The organism is Brevundimonas phoenicis, assembly GCF_047237745.1.
Lineage (GTDB): Bacteria > Pseudomonadota > Alphaproteobacteria > Caulobacterales > Caulobacteraceae > Brevundimonas.
In genome coordinates, this window is sequence record NZ_JBDFLN010000001.1 from 1,917,597 (window position 1) to 1,942,744 (window position 25,148).

The 25,148-nt window shown below is 65.5% G+C and carries 21 protein-coding genes and 2 tRNA genes; 6 read left to right on the forward strand and 17 right to left on the reverse strand.

The genetic code is table 11. The annotated features are described in order from the left end of the window. Window positions 1–7: 7 nt before the first annotated feature. The 4 genes from ABC419_RS09515 to dusB are packed head-to-tail and all read right to left on the reverse strand — an operon-like array spanning window position 8 to window position 5,583. On the reverse strand, window positions 8–868 hold the full coding sequence (locus ABC419_RS09515) for a D-amino-acid transaminase (RefSeq protein ID WP_412877609.1): 861 nt from the start codon (window positions 866–868) through the stop codon (window positions 8–10). Beyond that, a complete protein-coding gene (gene ntrX, locus ABC419_RS09520; RefSeq protein WP_200165099.1) occupies window positions 868–2,274 on the reverse strand; it encodes a nitrogen assimilation response regulator NtrX in 1,407 nt (468 codons plus the stop codon). The genes ABC419_RS09515 and ntrX overlap by 1 nt, the downstream gene beginning before the upstream one ends. Before the next feature lie 10 nt (window positions 2,275–2,284). Beyond that, window positions 2,285–4,534, reverse strand: a complete 2,250-nt coding sequence (locus ABC419_RS09525; protein WP_125900284.1) for a sensor histidine kinase NtrY-like — start codon at window positions 4,532–4,534, stop codon at window positions 2,285–2,287. Then, entirely contained in the window at window positions 4,534–5,583 is a 1,050-nt protein-coding gene (gene dusB / locus ABC419_RS09530; RefSeq protein ID WP_412877608.1) for a tRNA dihydrouridine synthase DusB, read from the reverse strand. The genes ABC419_RS09525 and dusB overlap by 1 nt, the downstream gene beginning before the upstream one ends. Before the next feature lie 66 nt (window positions 5,584–5,649). Here dusB and ABC419_RS09535 point away from each other — a divergent pair, with 66 nt between their 5' ends. Continuing rightward, window positions 5,650–6,792, forward strand: a complete 1,143-nt coding sequence (locus tag ABC419_RS09535; RefSeq protein ID WP_412877607.1) for a bifunctional 2-C-methyl-D-erythritol 4-phosphate cytidylyltransferase/2-C-methyl-D-erythritol 2,4-cyclodiphosphate synthase — start codon at window positions 5,650–5,652, stop codon at window positions 6,790–6,792. A 7-nt stretch (window positions 6,793–6,799) separates the two neighbouring features. Here the strand turns inward: ABC419_RS09535 and ABC419_RS09540 are convergent, their stop codons facing one another. Beyond that, complete coding sequence (locus ABC419_RS09540; RefSeq protein ID WP_412877606.1) at window positions 6,800–8,107, reverse strand: diguanylate cyclase domain-containing protein; 1,308 nt, start codon at window positions 8,105–8,107, stop codon at window positions 6,800–6,802. A gap of 213 nt (window positions 8,108–8,320) precedes the next feature. Here ABC419_RS09540 and ABC419_RS09545 point away from each other — a divergent pair, with 213 nt between their 5' ends. After that, on the forward strand, window positions 8,321–9,217 hold the full coding sequence (locus ABC419_RS09545) for a YihY/virulence factor BrkB family protein (RefSeq protein WP_200165103.1): 897 nt from the start codon (window positions 8,321–8,323) through the stop codon (window positions 9,215–9,217). Here ABC419_RS09545 and ABC419_RS09550 read toward each other — a convergent pair. Further along, a complete protein-coding gene (locus tag ABC419_RS09550; RefSeq protein WP_125900280.1) occupies window positions 9,183–9,422 on the reverse strand; it encodes a sulfurtransferase TusA family protein in 240 nt (79 codons plus the stop codon). The genes ABC419_RS09545 and ABC419_RS09550 overlap by 35 nt on opposite strands. Next, the gene (locus ABC419_RS09555; RefSeq protein WP_412877604.1) at window positions 9,419–9,913 is read right to left on the reverse strand and encodes a CinA family protein; all 495 of its coding nucleotides are present in this window, start codon (window positions 9,911–9,913) and stop codon (window positions 9,419–9,421) included. The genes ABC419_RS09550 and ABC419_RS09555 overlap by 4 nt, the downstream gene beginning before the upstream one ends. A gap of 1,581 nt (window positions 9,914–11,494) precedes the next feature. On the opposite strand from ABC419_RS09555, the gene ABC419_RS09560 reads away from it, so the two are divergent. Beyond that, complete coding sequence (locus tag ABC419_RS09560) at window positions 11,495–12,265, forward strand: spermidine synthase (protein ID WP_412878776.1); 771 nt, start codon at window positions 11,495–11,497, stop codon at window positions 12,263–12,265. On the opposite strand, the gene mfd is transcribed toward ABC419_RS09560, so the two are convergent. Together mfd and ABC419_RS09570 are read right to left on the reverse strand one after the other, a co-directional pair. Next, a complete protein-coding gene (gene mfd, locus ABC419_RS09565; protein WP_412877602.1) occupies window positions 12,262–15,711 on the reverse strand; it encodes a transcription-repair coupling factor in 3,450 nt (1,149 codons plus the stop codon). The two genes, ABC419_RS09560 and mfd, sit on opposite strands and share 4 nt — an antisense overlap. Beyond that, entirely contained in the window at window positions 15,711–16,040 is a 330-nt protein-coding gene (locus tag ABC419_RS09570) for an FAD assembly factor SdhE (protein ID WP_412877601.1), read from the reverse strand. Before ABC419_RS09570 ends, mfd begins: the two co-directional genes overlap by 1 nt. Window positions 16,041–16,127: 87 nt before the next feature. Between ABC419_RS09570 and recG the strand changes: the two genes are divergently transcribed. Next, window positions 16,128–18,218 (forward strand): ATP-dependent DNA helicase RecG, encoded by a 2,091-nt coding sequence (gene recG, locus ABC419_RS09575; protein ID WP_412878015.1) that lies wholly within the window; start codon window positions 16,128–16,130, stop codon window positions 18,216–18,218. Window positions 18,219–18,255: 37 nt separating this feature from the next. Here the strand turns inward: recG and ABC419_RS09580 are convergent, their stop codons facing one another. From ABC419_RS09580 to ABC419_RS09590, 3 genes are all read right to left on the reverse strand, one after another. Beyond that, window positions 18,256–18,828: a DUF2497 domain-containing protein gene (locus tag ABC419_RS09580; protein ID WP_412877600.1), complete on the reverse strand. Its 573-nt coding sequence runs from the start codon at window positions 18,826–18,828 to the stop codon at window positions 18,256–18,258. A gap of 158 nt (window positions 18,829–18,986) precedes the next feature. Beyond that, window positions 18,987–20,561, reverse strand: coding sequence for a TolC family outer membrane protein (locus ABC419_RS09585; protein ID WP_412877599.1), 1,575 nt, complete (start codon window positions 20,559–20,561; stop codon window positions 18,987–18,989). Window positions 20,562–20,698: 137 nt separating this feature from the next. Beyond that, window positions 20,699–21,328, reverse strand: coding sequence for a protein-L-isoaspartate O-methyltransferase family protein (locus ABC419_RS09590; protein ID WP_412877598.1), 630 nt, complete (start codon window positions 21,326–21,328; stop codon window positions 20,699–20,701). 131 nt (window positions 21,329–21,459) lie between these two features. Between ABC419_RS09590 and ABC419_RS09595 the strand changes: the two genes are divergently transcribed. Then, window positions 21,460–21,533, forward strand: a tRNA-Cys gene (locus tag ABC419_RS09595). 54 nt (window positions 21,534–21,587) lie between these two features. Here ABC419_RS09595 and ABC419_RS09600 read toward each other — a convergent pair. Beyond that, complete coding sequence (locus tag ABC419_RS09600) at window positions 21,588–22,397, reverse strand: TrmH family RNA methyltransferase (protein ID WP_412877597.1); 810 nt, start codon at window positions 22,395–22,397, stop codon at window positions 21,588–21,590. 110 nt (window positions 22,398–22,507) lie between these two features. On the opposite strand from ABC419_RS09600, the gene ABC419_RS09605 reads away from it, so the two are divergent. Then, window positions 22,508–22,582, forward strand: a tRNA-Asn gene (locus ABC419_RS09605). Here the strand turns inward: ABC419_RS09605 and ABC419_RS09610 are convergent. The 4 genes from ABC419_RS09610 to ABC419_RS09625 form a co-directional block, all read right to left on the reverse strand. Further along, entirely contained in the window at window positions 22,568–24,121 is a 1,554-nt protein-coding gene (locus ABC419_RS09610; RefSeq protein ID WP_412878777.1) for a recombinase family protein, read from the reverse strand. The two genes, ABC419_RS09605 and ABC419_RS09610, sit on opposite strands and share 15 nt — an antisense overlap. Before the next feature lie 211 nt (window positions 24,122–24,332). Then, window positions 24,333–24,593, reverse strand: coding sequence for a hypothetical protein (locus tag ABC419_RS09615; RefSeq protein WP_200165113.1), 261 nt, complete (start codon window positions 24,591–24,593; stop codon window positions 24,333–24,335). A 105-nt stretch (window positions 24,594–24,698) separates the two neighbouring features. Beyond that, window positions 24,699–24,920: a DUF736 family protein gene (locus tag ABC419_RS09620; RefSeq protein ID WP_412877596.1), complete on the reverse strand. Its 222-nt coding sequence runs from the start codon at window positions 24,918–24,920 to the stop codon at window positions 24,699–24,701. A 1-nt stretch (window position 24,921) separates the two neighbouring features. After that, a complete protein-coding gene (locus ABC419_RS09625; protein WP_200165115.1) occupies window positions 24,922–25,137 on the reverse strand; it encodes a DUF2274 domain-containing protein in 216 nt (71 codons plus the stop codon). Window positions 25,138–25,148 lie beyond the last annotated feature (11 nt).

The following is a 25,148-nucleotide window of genomic DNA, read 5'->3' on the forward strand; positions in this document are numbered from 1 at the left end:
CAACGCCTTAAATGGCCTCGCGGCGCGCCTGTTCCAGATAAATCTCGCGCAGGCGGGTCGCCACCGGGCCGGGCTTGCCGTCGCCGATGCGGGTTCCGTCCAACGAAACGATCGGCATGACGAAGGAACTGGCCGCCGTGACGAAGACTTCGCGGGCGCGCTTGGCTTCCTCGACACTGAAGGCGCGTTCGTCCAGTTCGATCCCCTCGGCCTCGACCAGCTTCAGAATCGCCGCGCGGGTGATGCCGCGCAGGATGTTGGCCTGGGTGTCGCGGGTCCGCAGCTTGCCGTTCTCATCGATGATCCAGGCGTTGGTCGATGAGCCTTCCGTCACCATACCCATTTCATCGAACAGGATGGCCTCATAGGCGCCGCGCTCGCGCGCCGCCTGCTTGGCCAGAGCGTTGGGCAAAAGGCCGACCGTCTTGATGTCGCAACGGCCCCAGCGCATGTCGGGGTGGGTGACGCCGGCGGCGCCCTTGGCGGCCAGGGCCTCGCCTTTCCGCAAGTCGATCGACTTGGCGGTGATGATCACGCTGGGCGCCACGTCCTGGGGGAAGGCGTGGTCTCGCGGCGCCGTGCCACGCGTGATCTGGATATAGACGATGCCGTTGCGCACCCGGTTCCGGCGGATCGTCTCGCGCAGCACGATGCCCAGAGAGTCGGCCGACATGGGAATGTCGATCCGCAGTTCCGTCAGACTACGGGCCAATCGGCTCAGGTGACCCTGATAGTCAGCCAGCTTGCCGTCGAAGACCGACCAGACCTCATAGACGCCGTCGGCGAACTGGAACCCGCGATCCTCGATATGGACGACGGCCTGACCGTGCGGCTGATAGATGCCGTTTACATAGGCGACCCTGGACATCAGGCGCCCTCTCCTTCTTCGTCTCCGCCACGTGCGGGCGACACGCCCAGCGACTTCAGCTTGCGATGCAATGCAGATCTTTCCATGCCGATGAAGGCCGCTGTGCGCGAGATGTTTCCGCCGAACCGCATGATCTGGGCCGACAGATATTCCCGCTCGAACACCTCTCGCGCCTCACGCAACGGCAGGGCGATGATCCGGTCGGCGCCCAGGGAGGTCGGACTGGCGGACGACGCTACCTCCTGCGGCAGCATGTCCGCCGTGATAGGTTCGTCCGGACCGCCGGTCGCCAGGATCAGCAGGCGTTCGATGTTGTTGCGCAACTGGCGCACATTGCCCGGCCAGGGATGGACCTGAAGCACAGCCAGGGCGTCATCGGCGATACGACGGTGCGGCAGCCCCTGGGACGCCGACAGGCTGTCGATGAAATACTCCACCAGTTCAGCGATATCCTCGCGTCGTTCAGACAGCGGCGGCACGCGGATCGGCACGACGTTCAGACGATGGAACAGATCCTCGCGGAAGCGGCCTTCGCTGATCTCGACGCGCAGATCGCGCGAAGTCGAACTGATGACCCGCACATCGACCTGGACGTCCTGTTCGCCGCCGACCCTGCGGAAGCGCTGTTCGACCAGGACGCGCAGGATGCGGCTCTGGCTTTCGCGCGGCATGTCGGCCACGTCATCCAGGAACAGGGTGCCGTTGTGAGCCTGCTCGAAGACGCCGATCTTGCGCGGTCGGCCGTCGCCGCCTTCTTCGCCGAACAGTTCAACATCCAGACGTTCGGGCGTCATACCGGCGGCCGAGATGGCGACAAACTCGGCCCTAGCGCGCGGGCTGGCCTCGTGAATCTGACGCGCCGCTAGTTCTTTGCCGGACCCCGGCGGACCCGCGATCAGGATACGGCTGTTTGCAGCCGCCACCTTGGATATGGTGCTGCGCAGCGCCTGCGCCGCCACCGACTTGCCGATCAGGCCGCTGGGCGTCAGCGTCTGGGCGCGTAGGCGGCGGTTCTCCCGCCTCAGAGAAGCGGCTTCCAACGCGCGCTCGACCACCACCACCAGGCGATCAGACTTGAAAGGCTTTTCGATGAAGTCATAGGCGCCGCGTTTCAGCGCGCTGACCGCCGTCTCGATATTGCCGTGGCCCGAGATCATTACGACGGGAAGATCCGCATCCAGTTCGCGCACCACGTCCAGCAACTCAAGGCCGTCCAGGCCACCGCCCTGCATCCAGATATCGAGGACCGCGAGGGACGGCTTGCGTGCCTTGATCGCAGCCAGGGCCTCGTCCGAGTTGGCGGCCGTTCGGACGGCATGACCTTCATCCTCAAGCAAGCCTGAGACCAGTTCGCGGATATCGGCCTCGTCGTCGACGACCAGAATGTCGGCACCGGTGCTTTTCATGACGCCTCTCTTACTCCGCCGTGCGCGTCGCGCCAGAGGCGCGGGCGACAGCCTTATGATCCTGGCTCAGGGGGAAGGTCAGGCACACGCGCGCGCCTGACAATGTTTCGGCGTCGGCCAGCTTCAGCTCTCCGCCGTGGTCTTCACAGATGCGCTTGACGATGGCCAGGCCCAGGCCAGTCCCCTTCTCGCGCGTCGTCACATAGGGTTCGGTCAGCCGATCCCTGTCCTTGGCCGGCAAACCGACCCCGTCGTCCTCGATGACGAAGGCGGCGACCCCGTTCTCGACGGTCAGTTGGGCGATGATGCCCAGTCCAGGCTTCGTCGTCGCGTCCCGCTCGCGTCGAGCCGCGACCGCCTCGCCCGCGTTCTTCAGGATGTTGGCCAACGCCTGGCGGACCATGCGGCCGTCGGCCTGCATCGTCACGTCCGGCAACGGCTCGATCAGATCGACACCGATGTCGCCGGCCGCCACTCGCTGGGCGAACACCGCCTCACGCAACATCTCGGCCGGGTTTTCATGAGAAAAACGAGGCGCCGGCATACGGGCGAAGGACGAGAATTCATCCACCATCCGGCCGATATCGCCGACTTGGCGGATAATGGTTTCCGTACAGCGATCGAACACTTCCACGTCGTCGCCGACCTGATCGCGATACCGGCGGCGCAGACGTTCGGCCGATAGCTGGATCGGCGTCAGCGGGTTCTTGATCTCGTGAGCGATGCGTCGCGCTACGTCGCGCCATGCCGCGTTCCGCTGAGCCGTGACCAGCCGTGTGATGTCGTCAAAAGTCAGCACCATCTCGCCGCCCTGCCCGCCCTCGATACGAACACGCAAACGCAGAGCCTCGCCGTTGCGGCTGACATCAATATCTTCCTCGATATGAGCCTCGCCCCGCTCGGACAATTCGCCCAGTTCAGGGGCGACCTCGGCCAGACGGCGTCCCTGAACCTGCTCCGGGTCCAGTCCCAGCAAGAAACTTGCGCTGTCATTGATGGCCGAGATTCGTCTTGTTCGGTCCAGACCGATCACCCCCGCGCTCACGCCAGACAGAACGGTTTCGATGAACAGGCTTCGTCCCTGCGCCTCGTCCGAAGCCGTCTTCAGCGCCGCCTGCTGGGTCTTGATGTCCTGCGTCATGCGGTTGAACGCCTCGGACAATACTATGAGTTCCGCAGGCGCACCCATGTTGTCGACGCGAGCGTCCAGATCACCGCCCGCCACCTGATCGGCCGCCTTCACCAGCCGCCCGATCGGCGCCGAAATCGAACTGGCCGCCGACATGGCCAGCCAGACTGCCCCGACCAGGACCAGCAGGGCCGTCTCCAGGTAGCTGAGAGCGAAAGCCGCCTGGATGCGGGCGCGGCTTTCCTCCGCAGCGCGATAGGCGGTGATTGATTCCTCGCCGTTACGCATCCGCTGGATCAGGCCCGGCGCCAACGGACGCACGACATAGAGATAGGCGTTTCCGTAATCCGGCAGGGGGTAGAGCGCCCGAACGGTGTCCGGATTTTCGGTCACCGTGGTCGGCGCGACCTCGCCGCCTGCGACAGTTTCAAAAGCCTCGCGGGGAGGCGCGACATAGGGAGGCGCTGCGGGCTGCTCGCCGCTGGCCATCACGCGTCCGTTCTCGTCGAGGATATAGAGCGCCGGATAGCCGAAGAAGTCGCCGATCTGGGACAGGGCGCGCGAAAACTGGATGCGGTTGTCGAAGAGCCCCCGCACGCCGCCGAGCTCAGTCGACATGGTCTCCATATCAACCTCCAGCCCGGCGCCGACGTCGGCAACATAGGCGCGGCCGATTTCCGCTCCGTTCTCGACCGCGGAACGGACGTTCGTGCTGAACCACTGATCCACGCCCCGGTTGACCAAAACGCCGAACACCAGGGCGATCAACACGGCCGGCACGACCGAGACCAGCGAAAACAGCGTCACGAACCGCAGATGCAGACGCGCGCCCGGGTCGTAACGGTTACGGAACAGACGCAGCACCCGCACGCCGATGACAAAGGCCAGCCCGAAAATCAGGATCAGATTGGCCAGCAGGATGAACAGCACCGCCTGACTGGCCGCCGTACGTGCATCTCCGCCTGCCGCGGCGCCGGGGGCGATGGCGACCAGCCAGATCGCCGCCGCCGTGACGCTGAATGCGACGGCGTAGGCCGTTCCGAACAGGGCTCGCGCCCGACCGCCAGCCAACCGCCCCCAGAGCGATGGCTCTGAGCCGTGTTGATCAGCCTGGGCGGCGGGGTCCGACATCAGGCGACAGCTTTGACTACCTGTGGCTCGTTTTCAACATCGAAGTTGCGAGAATGCTTCACATCAAGCCAGAGCGCGGCCAGAGCCTCCTCCACCGCCTCGGGCGTCTCCAGGCGGCACAGACGCGCCTTGGCCGCGCGCCGCTCGCCCGGATCAGCCGGCCAAGGCGCCTGTTCGATGTACCAGCCCAAGTGCTTGCGGAACATCTTAAGCCCCAAAGGCAGGCCATAGAAGGCGGTGGACGCCCGCATATGCTCGATGACGATGGCCAGACGCTCCTCGCGATCCGGCTCGCTGAGTCGCGTGCCGTCCATCAAGGCGCGTTCCAGATGCGCCGCCAACCATGGGCGGCCATAGACGCCTCGACCCAGCATCAGGCCGTCGGCGCCCGAACGCCTCAACGCCTCGCGCGCCTCTTCGGCGGTGATGATGTCGCCGTTGACGATAACCGGGATGGCGACAGCCTGCTTCACCTCGGCCACAGCGTCCCAGTCGGCGACCCCGGTGTAGAACTGCTTGCGGGTGCGTCCGTGCACCGTCACCGCCGCCACGCCCAGCGCCTCGGCCCGGCGCGCCAGATCAGCCGCGTTCAGGCTGTTCTCATCCCAGCCCAGACGCATCTTGACCGTCACCGGCCGGCTGACCGCCTGGACGACCGCTTCCATGATCCGCGCCGCCTGATCCGGCGTCCGCATCAAGGCTGAACCACAGGCCGCACCGGTCACTTCCTTGGCGGGACAGCCGAAGTTCAGATCGACAATGTCAGCGCCCGCCTTCTCGGCCATGCGCGCGCCCTCGGCCATAGCCTCAGCGTTGCCGCCAACCAACTGGATCACCGTTAGCGGCAACCCTCCGCCTACAGCTGCACGGCGCACCACGTCGGGTCGGGCGCGCGCCAGCTCGGCAGCGGCCACCATCTCTGTCGCCACATAGGCGGCTCCCAGCTTTGACGCCAGCACCCGGAACGGCAGGTCGGTGATCCCGGTCATGGGCGCCATCAGCACCCGCCCGTCGATCTGCACATCCCCAATTTTCAGGCCAGTCTTCATCCGGCTTCCTTAGCACCGAAGGCACCCCCTCTCGTCAAGCGATACCGGGACGCCTAGAAGGCCGTCATGGGATTCTCAGCGATTGTCGTGGCCGCCGGTTCAGGCTCGCGGGCCGGAGGCGCCAAGCAGTGGCGCGTCGTCGCCGGACGTCCGGTGATCGCCTGGTCCGTCGAGGCGCTCTTGAAGGCCGGCGCTCGGGAGGTTGTGGTAGTGATCGCCGCCGACGCCGAAGCGACGGCGCAAGCGGCCCTGGCCGGGTTGTCCGGCTGGCGCGCCGTGCCCGGCGGCGCGACCCGGGCCGCCTCGGTTCGGGCTGGTCTGGCGGCGCTGACGGCGGATGGCGCTGAGCCTGTGATGATCCACGACGCCGCCCGGCCTTTCCTGAGCGCCGACATCATAGAGGCGCTGCTGCAGGGCCTTAAGGACGCTGACGGCGCCCTGCCCGCACTCGCCGTCGCCGACAGTCTGCGCCGCACCGAGGGCGATTTCATTGTCGGCGGCGTCGATCGCGACCGCCTCTGGCACGCCCAGACGCCTCAGGCCTTCCGCCTGAAGACCATCCGCGACGCCTATGCCGCCTGGCCGAACGATGAGACGGCGACCGACGAAGCCGCCGTCGTCGAGCGCACAGGCGGCCGTGTCCGACGGATCCCCGGCGATCCCCGCCTTCTGAAACTGACCTATCCTGAGGATTTCGCCATGGCCGAGGCGCTCGCCGCCCCCCGCACCGTCGTTCGCATCGGACAAGGTTTCGATGTTCATCGCTGGGGCCCCGGTTCGTCAGTCTGGCTGTGCGGGGTCGAGATTCCGCACGACCAGACCCTGATCGGCCATTCGGACGCCGATGCGGGCCTGCACGCCCTGACCGACGCCATCCTGGGCGCCATCGCTGACGGCGACATCGGCGACCATTTCCCACCCAGCGACCCGCAATGGAAGGGCGCGTCCTCCGATCGGTTTTTGGTATATGCAGCAGAGCGGGTGGCCGCGCGCGGCGGACGTATCATCAACGTGGACGTCACACTGATCTGCGAACATCCTAAGGTAAAGCCGCACCGTCTGGCGATGCGCGAACGACTGGCGAAACTACTAAATCTGCCCCTGGACGCCGTCAGCGTGAAGGCCACCACAAGCGAGGGGCTTGGCTTCACCGGCCGCGGTGAAGGCCTGGCGGCCCAGGCCGCCGTCTCGGTCGAACTGCCCTCCTGACGCCCGGTCAGGCGCGCGGCAATCCGGCCGAGGCCCGTTCCAGCAAAGTCAGCGCCGTGTCTTCGGCGGTCAGTTGCGCCACTCCGACGTCCAGTTCGACGACGAAGGGCGAGCGGTCTTTGCCGGCATCAAAGGCCGTACAGGCGATCACGGCCGCGATCCGTTCAGCGGTGATGCGTGCTGAGGGTTCGTCCGTTGCAGGCAAGGCCAGGGCGAAGGTCTCGCTCGACAGGCGCGCAGCGGTATCTTCGACCCGCACCAGACGCGACACCATGGCTCCTACCTGCGGCATGGCCTTCTCCAACCAACCTCCAGGCCTGGCTGCCGCAACAGCCTCGCGATCCGCCACGCGCAGAACGCACACGGAAAGCGTACGCGACCGCATCCTCGCCCCGCCGACCAGACGATTCAGGTGGGAAGCGAAAAGCTCCCGACTGAACAGGCCCGTCGCCTCATCCATCAGATCGCTGCCTCGAACGGCGTCCAGGGCGCGGCGAAGCCCCCGTTGACGGCGATGATTGCGCGCCAGCGCCATGACGCGCGCAGCCGCGTCGCCCTCCGACGTTTCGGGATCGGCCACATCGGCGAATCCTCGACGATACAGATCGTCCAGGTCCGGCCCAGTCTCCTCGTCCCATAGGTAAAGGGTCAACGGAATGTGGTAGAGGCGGGTGTTCCGGCGCATCCCCGCCGCAATCGCCAATGCGGGCGCGTGCGATCGGTCGCCCCACAGAACAGCGCCGTCGAATGCGCGCTCATGCAGATAGTCGAAGGCCGTGTAGGGCGTCGGCGCCGCCACGACCTCGGCTCCAAGCTCCGTCAAGGCGTTGGAAAGAGCCAGAAACCGGCGATCGGCGGCGCCGGCGGTCAAGATGTTCAGTCGAACGTTCTCAACGTCGGGCGCAGCCAGCGTGACGCCATGCTGACCAAGAGTGGCCTGACGCAGGACGAACTCCTCCTCTGCCACCGCGGCGCGAGTCATCTGCTCCAGTCGCAACGCCGCCTGCGCCGGGTGCGGCGCCTTGGACAACGTCAAATCGCACCCGTTCACGCCGGATCGAGTGGGCTCACCTACGCCCAGGATCGTCAGATAGCGAGCGTCCGCCGAGCGCCGCAGTCGCTCGATCTCCTGAGCGTCGAACTGATCCACATCGACCACTGCGGCATCGATCGACATGTCCGCGAGCACCAACAAGGCCGCATCGAGATCCCGGGCGGTCACGGTCCGCCACCCCAGCCGATCCAACCCCTCGCACAGGGGATCCAGAGCGTCATCAAGGCTGGCGACGACCAGAACGCGCGGGTTGGAAAGCAAGCAAAATCTCCTGGATTCGGCCGGCCGCCCCCGCCGCCTTGCCCGAACCATCCGGCATGATACCGGGGTCTTTGCGCCCCGCAATGGGCAAGAACGCGTAGCGTGACATGGCGCTCAGGGGTTTTCACCTCGTGCCAAATGGGGTTAATCCCCCCGCTTGTTCGACGACGAGGCTTCGGATTGACCCAGCCCTTACCGCTCGCGGACCTGCCCATGCGTGGGGCGCGCCTGGCGGGCCGCGCTTTCGCTAGGAGTTGGGGCCGGGACGTCATGCTTTATACCGGCGGGGTCTCGTTCTTCGCCCTGCTGGCCCTGTTTCCGGCAATCGCCATCCTGATCGGTTTCTACAAGGCCGTGCTGACGATCGGTCAGGTCAGCGAACAGGCGGCCGCCTTGGCGGACGTCATACCGTCGGCCGCGCGCACCCTGTTCCTGAATGAGATCGACCGCCTGGCCAACGCCTCGGCCCGAACCGTGTCGTTCCAGAGCGCGATCGCCCTGGTCATCGGCGCCTATGCCGCGCATCGAGGTTTCAAGGCGTTGCTGGCGGGTCTGAACCTGATCCATGACGAAACGAACCCGCTTGGCTTCTTCAAGTTCAACATGTTGGCCTTCCTCGTCGCACTGGCCGCCTTCGCCCTGTTCACCGTAGTGTCAGGCGCCGTGGTCACGTCGCGCCTGATGGAGCACGCCTATGCTGATCAGCCCGGCGGCTGGCTGACTCTCCCTCTGGACGGCTTGTGGCCCGCTCTTGGCTTATGGCTGGGGCTGACCATGCTCTATCGATACGCCATGGCGCACGCCAAACGCGTAGCGTGGAAGGCGGCGATCGTCGGCGGTCTGGTCGCCACGATCATGTCCACCTTCTTCTCCTGGCTGTGCACCATCTATGTCGAGCAAATCGTGCATCTGGGCGCGACCTACGGCTCGGTCGGCGCCGTGGTGGTGCTGCTGATCTGGCTGTCGTGGAACGTCAATGCCGTCTTCTACGGCGGCGCCTTCGCCACGGAACTGGAGATCGACTGGGAAAAGCGCGCCGCCCTACCCTCGCCGGAAACCTATTCCGATACGGTGGTCAGCCTGTCCGAGCGCCGCCGCTCTCGACAGTGATTTCCAGGACGCCGTCTGCTTCTTCGATCTGAATGACCTGCCCGCCCAGTTCCTGCATCAGAAAGGGCACGTCGATCCGCGCCATGGGATCGGTCGCCAACAACGTCAGCCGCTCGCCCGCGCGGCGCCCGTCCATCGCCTTGCGCAAGCGCAGACTGGGCACAGGGCATTTGTGACCACGCGCATCGACGACAACAGGCTTCATCGCGATACGACCTCCAGCAACAAGTTCAGGGCGACGCGCACGCTTTCCAACCGAACCTTGTCCCGCCCGGCGGCGCCGAACCGCTTTTCGACATGAATGATGGTTCCATCCGCCGCCGTGACGGCGAAATGGACCAGCCCCACCGGCTTCTCATCTGATCCTCCGCCAGGCCCGGCGATCCCGGTGATCGACACCGCCGCCTGGGCTCGGGAATGCGTTATCGCGCCTTCGGCCATGGCCCGCGCCGTCGGCTCGGACACTGCGCCGAAACGCGCCAGCACGTCCTGAGATACGCCCAGCATCTCTGTCTTGGCCTCATTGCTGTAGGTGACGAAGCCGCGATCAACGACGGCCGATGAGCCCGCAATCGCCGTCAACGCGCCCGCCACCAGGCCGCCGGTGCAACTCTCAGCCGTGGCGATCATCAGGCCGGCCTCGATCGCGCAGCGGATCACACTTTCAGCAGTCGCCTCGATATCCTGCGGCAACATGGGAATTCGCTCCATCATCGAGTCGTCATAGCCTCGCCTAGACCGAATCATCCGCCCGAGGTCGAAAGCAGCGCATGACCGAACACGTCCTGTCTCCGGCCCAAAGCAAGGTCGATGCGATAACACCTGCGGCCTTCGCCGTCGCCATCTTCACTTCGGCCAGCCTGGTCTTCATCGTTCAGCCCATGGCGACCAAGCTGGTGCTGCCGTTGCTGGGCGGATCGCCATCGGTGTGGAACACCGCCATGGTATTCTTCCAGGCGGCGCTTCTCGCAGGCTATCTCTACGCTCACCTGCTGCAGCGGATACCGTCTGTGCGATTGCAGGCCGTGGTGCATCTGGTCCTGCTGGCGGCAGCGGCTGTCTTCCTGCCGCTCAGCATCACACAGGCCCTGGGCGATCCCGACCCGGCCGCGCCGATCGGCTGGCTGCTAGGCGCCCTAGCCCTATCCGTGGGCGCGCCGTTCGCCATCCTGTCGGCCACGGCGCCCCTGCTTCAGGCCTGGTACGCCCGAGCGCGGGCCGGCCGCCCCGACGGGGCCAATCCCTATGTTCTCTACGCCGCCTCCAACCTCGGCAGCTTTCTGGCCCTGCTGGCCTACCCCGCTCTTCTAGAGCCGCTGGCGTCCCTGTCCGCGCAGACGATCGGCTGGACGGTCGGGTACGGCGCCTTCGCGTTGATGATCGTGGGTCTGGCCATCATCATGCCGCGCGGCCTCGGCGCCGCACGCGTCGCCGCGTCGGGCAAGCGCAGTCCGACGATCCCCTGGTCCCGCAAGATCATCCTGATTCTGCTTGCTGCAGCCCCCTCCAGCCTGATGTTGGGCGTCACGGCGCATGTGTCGACCGATGTGGCCTCAGCGCCCTTCCTGTGGGTCGCGCCCCTGGCCCTATACCTGCTGACCTTCGTCATCGCCTTCCAGGCCAAGCCCTGGATACCCCTGCCCGTCACCCTCGTTTTACAGGCGACATTCACCATCATGGTCGCCGCACTGGTCGGCATGACGACCGGGCAGTGGCTGATGCTGCTGGGCCTGCATCTGCTCGCCTTCTTCTTCACCACCCTGATGTGCCACCAGCAGCTGGCCGCGCGTCGTCCCGCGCCGGACCGTCTGACCGAGTTCTATCTGTTGATGTCGTTGGGCGGGGTGCTGGGGGGCGCGTTCACCGCCCTGCTGGCGCCGGTCCTGTTCGAGACGGTGCTGGAATACCCATTGGTCATGGTGCTGGTCTGCCTGGCGCGCCCGTGGCTGGGCGACCGCCCGGCCAAGCGCGAGGTCTGGCTGATGACAGCGGGTCTAGTGATCGCGGTCTCGGTTCCGCTGCTGTTCGAGATGATGCGCTACAATCCGTCGATGCGGGCCACGTTCAGCGATTTCGGACTGACCGCGACGGCGCAGATCATCCTGGGCGTCGCCGCCATCTGCGCCTTCCTGATCCGCGACCGCGCACTGATGTTCACCGCCGTCGTCGCCGCTATGACTTCTGTCAGCCCACTACATCGGCCGAGGCTACGACTGGAGCCTTTCCGAGCGCAGCTTCTTCGGCGTCATGCGCGTGGCCGTCACGCCGGACCCCAAGATGGGCGGCGACGTCCATGTATTGATGCACGGCACCACCCTGCACGGCGCCCAGGCGCGCAACCCCGACTTCGCCTGCGCCCCGACCATGTACTATGCGCAAACCACGCCGCTGGGGCAGGCGGCCGAACTGATCCAGGCGCGCGGCCCCGACGCCGTCATCGGCGTGGTGGGTCAGGGCTCGGGCGCCATGGCGGCCTACAAGCGCGCCTCGGACCAGATGACCTTCTTCGAGATCGACCCCATGGTCGACCGCCTGTCGCGCGATCCCAAGTGGTTCACCTTCATCTCAGACTGCGCCGACGGCCCGATCCGCACCGTTCTGGGCGATGCGCGGCTGACGCTGAACAAGGAGGCCGCCGGATCCTATGACCTGCTGATCATCGACGCCTTCTCGTCCGACGCCGTGCCGACTCATTTGCTGACCCGCGAGGCGATCGCGGGTTATCTCAAGCTGCTGAAGCCCAAGGGCGTGGTGGTGTTGCACCTGTCGAACCGCAATCTGGAGATCACCCTGCCCGCCGTCGCAGCAGCCCGGGAACTGGACGCGACCGAATTGCACCAGATCTATATCGAGCACCCGGAAGCCGCCCTGATGGCCGAAGCCTCGACCGAGGCCCTGGCCATTTCGCCGACGCCCGAAGGCCTGGCGGACTTCAAGGCCGACGGCCGCTGGCGCAAGCTGGAGCCGACCGAAGTACGGCCGTGGACCGATGACTACGTCAATCTGTTCGGCGCCCTGATCCGCAGCATGCAATCAAGGGCCGGCTAGGCCGCTCCCGCCACCCGCGCCAGATCGGCGGTGATGCGCTCGGCGACCTTCAGTCGATCCTCCGGCGTGGGCCAGTCGCCCTTCACCACGATCTTCTGATCCGGGCGGATCTTCCAGAAGGCGTGGTTCTTCTGGATCAGGCCCACCAGCCCCATCGGGTTGGGGAAGGTGTTGTTGCGCAGGGTCAGCACCGCGCCCTTCGGCCCGATGTCGATCTTCTCGATCATGGCCGTGCGGCAGTTGGCCTTGATCCCGACGATCCGCAGAAGCTGCTGCGCCTCGTCCGGCAGCGGACCGAACCGGTCGATCAGTTCGGCGGCCATGGCCTCGCGGTCCTCCATCTTCTCGGCGTCGGACAGGCGGCGATACAGGCTCAGACGAACGTTCAGGTCTGGAACGTAATCCTCTGAAATCAGTACGGCCGCGCCGACATTGATCGAAGGCGACCAACCGCGATCCGGCGCCGCCTCGCCCTGCTCGCGCAGTTCGGCGACGGCGTCTTCCAGCATCTGCTGGTACAGTTCGACGCCGACCTCGCGGATGTGGCCCGACTGTTCGTCGCCCAGCAGATTGCCGCCGCCGCGCTGGTCCAGATCGTGGCTCGCCAACTGGAAGCCCGCGCCCAGATTATCCAGCGACTGCAGCACCTGGAGGCGCCGCTCGGCCGACAGGCTCAGCGGCTTGGTCGGATCAGTTGTCAGATAGGCGAAGGCCCGCGCCTTGGACCGGCCGATCCGGCCCCTGATCTGGTGCAACTGGGCCAGGCCGAACATGTCGGCGCGATGCACGACCAGGGTGTTGGCCGTTGGAATGTCGATGCCGCTTTCGACGATGGTGGTCGAGACAAGCACGTCATATTCGCCGTCGTAGAAGGCGCTCATGACCGCTTCCAGCTGGGTCGGGCTCATCTGGCCGTGACCGACGACGAACTTCACCTCTGGAACCTGTTCGCGCAGGAACCGCTCGATGTCGGGCAGGTCTTTCAGGCGCGGCGCGACATAATAGGCCTGACCGCCGCGATATTTCTCGCGCAGCAGGGCCTCGCGCACCAGCACCGGATCCCACGGCGTCACATAGGTCCGCACCGCCAGACGGTCGACCGGCGGCGTGGCGATGATCGACATCTCGCGGATGCCCGACAGCGCCATCTGCAGCGTGCGCGGGATCGGCGTCGCCGTCAGCGTCAGCAGGTGAACATCGGCCCGCAGGGACTTCAGCTTCTCCTTGTGCTTGACGCCGAAGTGCTGCTCCTCGTCGACGATGACGAGGCCCAGATCCTTGAAGCCGACCTGATCGGCCAACACGGCGTGGGTGCCGACGACGATCTCGAAGCTGCCGTCCTTCAGACCTGCGCGCGTCTCGTTGGCGTCCTTGGCCGTGACCATGCGCGACAGGTGACGCACCTTGATCGGCCAGCCGGCGAAGCGCTCGCTGAAGGTCTTGAAGTGCTGGCGCGCCAACAGGGTCGTCGGGCAGACGATGGCGACCTGTTGGCCCGTCATGGCCACTACGAAGGCGGCGCGCAGAGCGACCTCCGTCTTGCCGAAACCGACGTCGCCGCAGATCAGGCGATCCATCGGCGTGCCCTTGCCCAGGTCCTCCAGCACGTCGCCGATGGCGTTCAGCTGATCGTCCGTCTCCTCATAGGGGAAGCGGGCGCAGAACTCGTCGAACAGCCCCGCAGGCGGCGTGATGGCGTCGGACACCCGCAGCGCCCGCTTGGCGGCCAGGGCGATCAGCCCCTCGGCCATGGCGCGCAGGCGCTCCTTGGCCTTGGCCTTGCGCGCCTGCCAGCCCGCGCCGCCCAGACGGTCGAGTTGAACCCCTTCGGCGTCCGTGCCGTATCGGGTCAGAAGATCAATGTTTTCAACCGGCAGATAGAGCTTGCTCTCACCGGCGTAGAGGAGTTCGAGGCAGTCGTGCGGCGCTTCCTGAATCTCCAGCGTCCGCAGGCCTTCATAACGGCCGATGCCGTGATCCAGGTGCACCACCAGATCGCCCGCCGTCAGGGCCGACGCTTCCGCCAGGAAGTTCGACGCCCGCCGCTTGCGCTTAGGCCGCGCCAAACGGTCGCCCAGAATGTCGGTCTCGGAGATGACGGCCAGATCGTCGGTGGCGAAGCCATGCTCGACCGGCAGCACCGCGCGCAGATAGATCCCGTCCGGCGCGCCTTGCACATCGTCCCAGTCGCGCACAGCCACGACGTGCGTCAGGCCGTGATCGCCCAGCATGGCGGCCAGACGCTCGGCCGAGCCTTCGGACCATGAGGCGAACAGGACGCGCTTACCCTGCCCTTTCAGCGCCTCGGCGTGCTGAGCAACGGCGGCGAACAGGTTGACGCTGTCCTGCGACCGCTCGGCCGCGAAGCTGCGGCCCAGTCGACCGCCAGCGTCCTCGCCCGAACCGGCGGCCAGCGGCGACAGACGGCGCACAGCGCGACCGGCCAGGGCGCTGTTCCAGTCGCCGTCGTCCAGATAGAGCCGCGCAGGCGGCAGGGCGCGATAGGCCGTCCCGCCCTTGCCGCGCGCCGCCTCCCGACGCGCCTCATAGGCGTCGACGGTCAGATTCAAACGCTCGCCGCGCGCCTGTTCCGTCTGGCTGTCGAGGAAGACCGGCGCCGTGTCCGGCAGGTAGTCGAACAGCGTGTCCAGCCGGTCATAGAACAGCGGCAGCCAGTGCTCGACGCCCTGACGGCGCGCGCCCTCGCTGACCGCGGCGTACATGGGCTCGTCGCCCGGTGCGCCGAACAGGTTCAGATAGCCGCTGCGGAAGCGTGAGATCGAATCTGCGTCCATCAGCACTTCGGACACCGGCGATAGAGAGACGGCCTTCAACTGGCGCGTCGAGCGCTGGGTCTCAGGATCGAAGGCGCGGATCGATTCCAGCTCGGAGCCGAACATGTCGAGGCGCACCGGCTCATCGAAGCCCGGCGGGAAGACGTCGATTACCCCGCCCCGAATGGCGTATTCGCCGCGCTCCGACACGGTCGAGGCGCGCACATAGCCGTTGGCCGCGACGTAGCGTTCCAGAGCCGCCGTATCGAGATCGGCGCCGACCTTGGCCGCAAACCCGGCGCCGGTCACGGCGCTGCGCGGCGGCGTGTGCTGGGCGGCGGCGGCCACGGTGGCGACCACCAGCAGCGGCGTCCGGTCCGCCGGATCGCGCGTCGCCAGCCGCGTCAGCGTCGCCATGCGCTGCGCCGCGACCGAGGCCGTCGGGCTCAGCCGGTCATAGGGCAGACAGTCCCACGACGGATATTCAAGAACTTCAACATCCTTGGCGAAGAAGCGGAATGCCTGGATGAAATTGCCTGTGCGCTGATAGTCGCGCGCGATAAACAGAGCGGTCCCGCCCTGGGCCTTGATCCGCTCGGCGACGATCAGGGCGTCCAGCCCCTCCGGCGCGCCGCCCAATTCTGCGTCGGTCCGCGCCAGCGCCGCGTCCATCAACCGATACCCTTGGCCACTTCGGCCGCAACATGTTCGCGCATGAAGGCGCGAATGCGGGCCAGCATGGGCCCTTCGAACTCGGGCGGCGTCGGTTCGCGCTCGATGATCCAAGCGTAGAGGTACTGGTCTTCTTCATCCAGCAGGCGCTCGAACTCAGTCAGTTCAGCGTCGTCCAGTGTCGGTGCGATCTGATCGGCGAACGGCCCCAGCACCATGTCCGCCTCGCGGAAGCCCCGGCGCCAGGCGCGGAAGGCGATGCGGCCCAGTCGCGTCTTGCGGTCATCAGAATTCAGGGCGTCCTCGGGACGTGCGTCGATATCGGCCACGCGGTTTCCTTGCCTGTCCGTTCACTTCGGTAAGAGGCCGATCAGATAGCGTTCCAGACGCCGCTTCGCCAGCTATGCTGTCCAATGATGAGGCCCGAGATTCTCTTTCCCCTGTTCGCCGACGTCTCCACGCTGAAAGGCGTGGGGCCACGCAGCGCGCCGCTGGTGCAGAAGGTGGCGGGTCCGCTCGTGCGCGACGTGCTGTTTCTGTCGCCCAGCGGCGTGATCCAGCGGCGGCGCACCACGGCGATGGAGGCCGTCGATGGCGAGATCGGCGTCTTCGAGGTGACGATCGACCGCCTGATCCCGCCGCACAAGCACGGCGCGCCGATCAAGGTGCGGGCCATCGACGACACCGGATTCATCCACCTGATTTGGTTCGCCGGTTCGCCGCGCCATATCGAGAGCCTGGCTCCACGCGGTTCGCGCCGTCTGGTGACGGGCAAGGTCGAGCGCTTCAACAGCGAAGTCCAGATCGCCCACCCCGACTACATCCTGCCGGTCGAGAAGGCGGATGAGATTCCGCTGTCCGAACCCGTCTATCCGGCGACGCAGGGGCTGACCTCGCGCCAGATCCGCAAACTGGCGCAGGGTGCGCTGGCCCTCGCGCCTGAGTTGCCGGAATGGCAGGAGCCGAACTGGCTGGCGGCCCGGCGCTGGGTCGGCTGGCGCGCGGCGTTGGAGGCCCTGCACGCCCCGACGAACGAAGCCGACCTGACGCCCGACACGCCGGTGCGTCAGCGTCTGGCCTATGATGAACTGTTCGCCCACCAACTGGCTCTGGCCCGTCGTCGCCGCGCTCGCCAGATCACGCACGCTGCCCGTATTGCGCCGGGCGAGGCGTCCGCCCGGTTGCTGGCCGCCCTGCCCTTCACTCTGACCGGCGCGCAGGAGCAGGCCGTCGTGGAAATCCGCGCCGACTTGAGCTCCGGCGAGCAGATGGGGCGGCTGCTGCAGGGCGATGTCGGGTCGGGCAAAACCGCCGTCGCGGCCCTGGCCCTCGCCGATGCGACGTCCAATGGGTTCCAGGCCGCCCTGATGGCGCCGACCGAAATCCTGGCGCGCCAGCACTACGACAAGCTGTCGCCCCTGTTGGATCAGGCGGGCGTGCACAGCCTGCTGCTGACCGGCCGCGACACAACGGCCGAACGGCGCTGCAAGCTGGCGGCCCTCGCGTCCGGCGAAGCTCAGGTCGCCATCGGCACCCATGCCCTATTCCAGGACGCAGTGCAGTTCAACCGGCTGGCCCTGGCCGTCATCGACGAGCAGCACCGCTTCGGCGTGCGCGAGCGTCAGCGCTTGCAAGCCAAGGGCGATCCGGCTCTGGGCGGCGTCCATCTACTGACCATGTCGGCGACGCCCATTCCCCGCACGCTGGAGCTGACCCAATACGGCGAACTGGAGGTCAGCCGCCTGATGGAGAAGCCGCCCGGCCGTACGCCTGTGACCACAGCCGTCCTGCCGCTGGCGCGCATCGGCGAGGTCGCGAAACGGCTGAAGGCGGCAGTCGAGGTGGGCGCCCAAGCCTATTGGATCTGTCCTCTGGTCGCGGAATCAGAAGCCATCGACCTGGCCGCCGCCGAGGACCGGGCCAATGACCTGCGCAAATATCTGGGGACCGAGGTCGGCCTGGCCCATGGTCAGATGCCGGGCGCGGAGCGCGAAGCGGTGATGGCCGAGTTCGCGGCGGGCCGCCTGCCCGTTCTGGTCGCGACGACCGTGGTCGAGGTCGGCGTCGACGTGCCCAACGCCTCCATCATGGTGATCGAGCATGCCGACCGCTTCGGCCTGGCGCAATTGCATCAGCTTCGCGGGCGCGTGGGGCGCGGCGCCAAGGCCAGTTCCTGCATCCTGCTGTACGGCGGCGAGGACGGCGCCCTGGGCGAGACGGCGAAAGAACGACTTGAGACCCTGCGCCGTACCGAGGATGGCTTCGTCATCGCCGAGGAAGACTTCCGCCTGCGCGGCGGCGGCGATCCGCTGGGGCTGAAGCAGAGCGGTTTCCCCGCCTATCGTTTCGCCGACCCGATCCGCCATCGCTCGCTGCTGCTGGCGGCGGCGGACGATGCGCGTCTTCTGCTGGGCCGGGATCCCGAGCTGACCAGCGAGCGCGGTCAGGCCGTGCGTCTGCTGGAATCCCTGTTCGACTGGAAAAACGAACGCCCCTCAGCGGACTGAAAGGCGTCGTAAAAAACTCAGCGAGGTTTTGAAGCGATCAGCCTGCGTTGCGGGCGATGCGTTCGACTTCCTTGCGGACCTGAGCCTCGACGATGGCGGGCAGATTGGCGTCCAGCCAATCCTTCAGCATCGGGCGCAACATCTCGCGGACCATGGCCTCGACCGTATTGCCGCTCATGAAGTTCATGTCGGCGGCCGAGGCGACCGGCGCGGGTTCCGGCTTCTGGAAGCTGGCGGCCAGACCGGCGAAGGCCGAAGCCGCGCTGGCCGCAGCGGTTTCGCCGACCAGGGTTTCGACCTCTGCCGCGGCGACGACGGGCTGCGGCGCCGCCGGCGCGGGCTCGGTCGGGAACGGCGCAGCGTCCGCCACGTCCAGATCGCCGATGGCTTCGGCGGCCGGCGCCTCATAAGGCTCGGTCAGCTCCAGCACTTCGTCCTCCACGGGAGCGGGCTCCGGCTCGGCGACGACGGGTTCTGGCTCCGGCGCGGGCTCTGGAGCCGCTTCCGCCACAGGAGCGGTTTCAGCCGGAGCGTCGTCTTCAGAGATAATCCGGCGAATCGACGCCAGAATCTCTTCCATCGTCGGTTCCTGGGCGGCTTGTTCGGTCATGTCGGAACCTCAACCTGGGCGCTCGAACGGGGACACTCGCCAACCGATGCGGACTAGGCAGGCGACGATGGGGACCGAGCTTTCAGACTCGCCTCCCCTTGAATCCTGTCGTCGCATCAACGCCCGTCGGAATCAACGAACGTTTTGTCGTTCAGTCTTCAGCCCTGGGGAGCAGTGCGAACGACTTCGCCCTTCAACTGACGATCAACCGGCGCATCTTCCACATCGACGGCGGGCGTCGTGGCCGGGGCGGCGACGCGGTCGATGGCCTCGATCACGCCATCCCAAGGCAGGGCGCCGCGATTGCGCACCGCACGATAGTTGTCGGACGGGTCATAGGCCTCGATCGTCGGATCCAGGTTGGGACCGCCCAGACGGCCCATGGCCGCCAGAAGCTGGGCCTGGGCCACATATTCATTGCGGCGAGCGCTGGTCAGGGCGACTTCCGCGCTTCGCAGTTCAAGCTCCTGGTTCAGCACGTCCAGGGTGGTGCGCAGGCCGACCTGAGCTTCCTGGCGCACGCCTTCAGCGGCGACCGAAGCGGCCCGCACCGCCTGTTCGCCGGCCTGAACGCTGGAACGCGCAGAAGTGCTCTGAGCATAGGCCGAGCTGACCGACTGCAGAACCGTGCGACGTTCACCCTCTACATTGATCTGTGCGGCGTTGGCGCGCTCCAGAGCCTGGGCGACGCGCGAACGATTCAGGCCGCCCGTGAACAAGGGCACGGAGACCGTGGCGCCCGCCGTAAAGCTGGTGCGATCGCCCAGGTCCAAGCCCGACAGATCATTGGCCGTCCCGCCATAGGAGGCGTTCAGGCGCGCCGAAGGCAGATACTCCGCTCGCGCCGCCGCCACATTGGCCTCGGCCGCGCGCTGAGCGTGAACGGCGGAAAGCACGCCGGGGTTCTCGGCAAGGCCGACGTCCATGGCGCTGTCGAAATCGGTCGGCAGACCCGGCAGCGTAGGCAGGGTCTGCAGGTTGGACGGCGCCTGTCCCACAACGGCGGCGTAGGCCGCGCGCGACACCGACAGTTGCGCCTGAGCGCTGGCGAGATCGGATTCGGACTGCGCCAGACGGGCTTCGGACTGAGCGACGTCTGTGCGGGTGATCTCGCCGACCTCGAATCGAGCGTTCGATTCATCCAACTGGCGACGCAGCACCTTCAGGTTCTCCTGGCGGATGCGCAGGATTTCCAGATCGCGGGTGACGTCGGCGTAGGCCTGAATGACCGTCACCATGACCTGCTGCTCGACCTGACGCAGGTTCTCGCGACCGGCCAGCACATTGGCTTCGGCCGCAGAAATGCCGTGCGACACGCGCCCAGCCGTCCAGATATTCTGCGTCAGGCTGACGCTGGCGCTGGCGCCGTCGCTTTCGATCGTCCCGCCGCTGGTGCTGCTGCTGCCCGGCAGCGTGCCGGTGGCCTCGGGCACGCCGTCGCCGTTGGTGTCGATCGAGAAGGTCTGACCGGGGATCGTCGTCGTCACACGATCGGTGCGCGTGCGGCTGTAATCGACACCCGCCGAAGCGTTGACGGTCGGGCGCAGACCCGCGCGCGCCTGGACGATGCTCTCATCCAGGGCCCGTTGATTCGCCCGTTGCGCCAACAGGGTCGGATTGGTGCGATAGGCCAGACCGATGGCTTCCTGGAGCGACTCGGCGAAGACCGGCGTCGCCCCCATCGTCAATGCGACCAGTGCGACCGAAGCGAGCGCGCGCGAGCGTTTCAACATGAACCTGTCCCTGCCTGACGCCCCCATCCGGCGCGCCTGTAGTGCCTTGTAGCGGCGTAGTTGGGGGCTAGCCGCGTCCGACGCCAGTTAAGTTTTTTTCACGCAGCGCGACGCCCTTTCCGTCGCCGCCAATAGCCTTAAAGCGCAAACGCAGGCGCGGGGACCATTTCCGCCAGCAACTCAGGCGCAGCGTCGAACAATTCGCGCCGCGAAACACCTTCGCGACCACGCACATAGAGGATCGCCGCGCCGCTGGCGCCGTCGCGCTCCACCACAGCCAGACGGCCGCCCGGGCGCAGGGCCGCAATCCACGATTCGGGGCGCTCAATGACCGCGCCTTCACTGATGATCAGGTCGTAGCCCTCGCCCTGCGGCTGGCTTAGCGGCGCCACGACGGTCTCGACCCCGGCCTCGGCCAGGGCGGCGCCGACCACGTCGAACACGGCCGCGTCGGATTCCTGAGCCGTAACCGACAGGCCCATGTGCGCCAGGACGGCGGCGGCGTACGGCGCGGCGATCGCCAGGGCTTTTTCACCGGCGCGGGCGTCCAACCCTTGCAGCAGCTTGGCCACATCGCGCGGCAGCATCAGACGACGGTCGCCCGCGATTTCCGGCTCGACGTCGGCATAGGCCGAGAAGGCGCGGTCGGCGGCGCAGAATCGCTCGCGCTCCACAGCGCCGACGGCGGCGTGCAGTTGGCGGTCGGTGACGTCGTTCACGCGGACCTGCGAGTCCAGCATCACCTTGCGGGCGGCGGCGAAATCCATAATCCGAAGTCCTTCAGGTCGGCTCAGGCGAAGAAATGTGACGCGCTTATAGGTCCGTGCGTTGCAGCGGACAATCCGATCTGATAGCTGACGGCCCTCGCGATGGCGGGGCCCATGAAATACGGGGTCACGGCCTGATGGCGGAGTGGTGACGCAGAGGACTGCAAATCCTTGCACCCGGGTTCGATTCCCGGTCAGGCCTCCATCGCGATGAACATCGAGAAAGCCGCCCTTCGGGGCGGCTTTCTTGTTTTCTGAGCTACCCGGCTCCCGCTGTCGTCAGATGGTGCAGGGCGACGGCGCTGGTCGCTGCCACGTTCAGCGAATCGAATCCGCCCGCCATCCGGATACCGACCGGACGACAACGCGCGATCAGGTCTCGCGGCAGACCAGGCCCTTCGCTGCCCAATAGAAGGGCCGTGCGCCTGCCTGGCCTCAGCTCCGCCAGCGTCTGGTCCGCAGAGGGCGTCAGGGCCAAAACCTCAAAGCCCTTGCCCTGCAACAGCTCGATCATCGCTTCGGCCTCCAGCTCCGTCGCCATAGGCGTCCGCAGCACGGCTCCGACCGAGACCCTGATCGCCTTGCGATAAAAAGGATCGCAACAGGTCCGATCCAGCAGCACGGCTCCGGCGCCAAAGGCGGCGGCGTTGCGGAACAGCCCGCCCATGTTGTCGTGATTGCCGATTCCACACGCCACGACCACCACGGCCCGCTCTGGCAGGCTGTCCAGCAGAGCGCCCGGATCGACGACCTCAGGCTTGCGCCCCAGAGCCAGAATGCCGCGATGCAGGTCGAACCCCGCCACGGCGTTCAGGACCGCCTGCGACGCCACATGAACCGGCACGTCGCCCGGCAGGCGCTCCAGCACCCCTCGCAGGCTCTCCACGCGCTTCTCAGCGATCAGAACGGACACCGGCGAGCAGCGCGACGCCTCGGACGCCAGCACGCGCAACACCACCTCGCCTTCAGCGACGAACAGGCCATGCCGCCCGGTCAGGTCGCGCTCCTTCACATTGCGGAAGGCGGCGATGCGCGGATCATCGGGGTCGTTCACATGGGTCGGCGTCATGCGGAGCCTTGTAGCGCAGGGCATTGCGAAAAATTTGGCGATTTCTGCCTTTTACCCGTTGCATGAATTGAAAAGGCGCTGCTATACGCCGGCCTCCCCCGAGGGGATGTTCCGCGGTAGCTCAGTGGTAGAGCAGCCGACTGTTAATCGGCTGGTCGTAGGTTCGAATCCTACCCGCGGAGCCATTTCTCATTTTCGGGCAAATCGCCCGTTTCCCCCTTCTTTGGGAGGGTGGATTGGGCGATGGTTTCCGACAATAAATCAAATGGTTGACGGAACTTTGCTGTAAGCTCTCCATGGGCCCAGGAGCAGTTCGAAAGTACGAGATTCAGCACCCTTCGCTTCTCTGAAGCGGAGGCCCGCTCGAAGAGATCGTGTGCTTCCCGTCCGAGACGGATCAGCGCAATCCCGTTATCGATATACTCGTCATCAGCGCTATGGTGCCGCTCAATGTCCTTCAGGCAACGATCCCGCTCCTCGCGCCACACGATTTGCATCCGGCGATAGAAGTCGTCGGAGATCACCCCGTCGAGTTTGTCTTCGTACATTCGCTCGATGCGAGCCTGTAGCCGATCGGCCTCGCCGCGGAGCCGCTCAATCGCCGCCCTACGCTCGCGGGTTTCATCCTGGAGACTTTCGCGCAAGGCGCGTTGGATCAGTTCAAAAGCAGCATCATCGAATCGCAGTTGCCGCAACAGTCCGGCGAATCGCTGCTCCAGCACCTCCTCGCGGACATACGGCTCGCCGCATTTTCCTTTGAAGCCCGTGCAGTGGTAATAAATGTATCGCTGCTTTTTGATCTCAGCGACCATCGCGCAACCACAATGACCGCACGTCATCATGCCGGTGAACGGAAAGTCGTTTGCGCTGGCGCGAATGTTGGCCGCCTTGCGCCCGTCTAGGACATCCTGGACCGCGCCCCAAAGGTCCTCGGAAATCAACGGCGCGTGGGAGCCCTGATAGACCTTGTCCAGCCATTCGAAGGCGCCGGTATAGATTCGGTTCCGCAGGATCGTATGGACCGTGCTTACGCCTATGGGAGCGCCACTCTTCCGGTAGGTCAGGCCAGCCTGCCGAGCCTTCTTGGAAACGTCCTTTAGCGAGTATTGGCCTGTAGAATACCACTCATATAGGCGCTGAACGAGCGGACCGAGCGCCGGATCGATGGTGATGATCTTCTTACCGTTCGGACCTTCGACGTTCAGATAGCCGATCGGTGCGACTGTCGGCCACAGGCCCTGCTCCGCCTTCTCCAACATGCCCTTTCGGGTTTCTTCCGACAGATTGTCGATATAGTTTTTCGCCATCAGCACCTTGATGCCGTGCATGAACTTTTCGGAAGAGCGGGAGTCCTGCGAGAGGACGACGCCCTCTTTTACGAAATGAATTTCGATGTCGAGGTCGTCGACCGTCACCCAATCCTTGAGATTGCGATAGAGTTGGTCGGTCTTTTCGACCAGAAGCGTCCGAACTGTAGGGTGCCGGCGAATGTATTGCAGCATTTCGTTGAAGCTGGTGCGCCCGCTCTTCTTGGCGGTTTCAACGTCGACAAATTCCCGCGCCACCTGAATATCGTTGGCATCGGCGTAGTCTTTCATCAGCTTGGTTTGAGCCGGGATGGAAAATCCTTCCCGATCCTGCTCCTTCGATGAAACACGAGCATACATAACAGCCCGTCTTATCTCGATAACTGGTGCAGAACGCGCGACTTTCCGACTGGCCATATCTGTCTCCCGCTAAGGTCGCCGAGCAAAGGCGATAACGGCGCGGCAACGGCTCAATCCAGAAAAGAGCATCGACAACGCCGGACGCAGAATCCTAGCGAACCAGCAGAACCAATCAAGCAAATAACTCGCAAAGTTGAGAATGTTGCTATATATTTCAATTACATACGAAAATTTACTGCAACGCGACACCAAGGCGTGATCTGTCTCATCACTCCTTCTTGCGTGACTTTGGAGTAGACCGTCCAGGCTTTGCTCTACGCTTCGAATCCCATTCGATGAGGATACGAAAGAAGTCCGTCAGATCGGCGAGCATCGCCCGCGCCTCGACTTCTGAAACTTCCCCTATCGACTGCTTCTGGAAGTGCGCTTGCGCGTCACGCGCGAGATCCGCGGAAAAGTGGCCGCCGCGCCGCGACGGACGAACGTCTTTCTTCGGGATGGACGACCCAGAGCGGCGGTCAGGGTTCATCGTCCCAATCCCGCATCCGGTGCTGGCGGCTCCAGACCAGCTCGGCTGTGGCGCCGTCCGGCGCTGGAAACAGGGTCGCACGCTTCGGCTCCGACCAGGGGTCGTTCAACCGAACGCGGAGATAGTCTCGCGGATTCTCTCCCGCGACGTCGCTTTCCAGGCCTCGCCGACGCGCGACCAGCCGAGCATGACGACATAGTCCGGCGAGTTGTCGTTTCGACGGTCGTCGTTCGGAACGAACCTGATTTTCCGGTCGATGAGGAGGGTTTCGATGCGGCCTTCCCAGCCGCCCTGCTTGGTCGGCTTGAACTTTCCGATGACGCCCATCTCAGCCTCCCTTCGCCTTCAGCGCCTTGGCGAACTCCCTGTCGCCGGCGAGGAAGACTTCGAGCATCGCCGGGATAAGGTCCGCGGTTTCGGCTTTGTCCCCGTATGCCTCGCGATAAACGGCGGCGTAGTCGGCCAGCGACCGATGAAGGTCCGGCGTCACGGTGATGGTGAGCTTGATCGGCGTCCGATCAGGCAGTTTGCCGAGCTTCAGCATTGGGTCTCTCC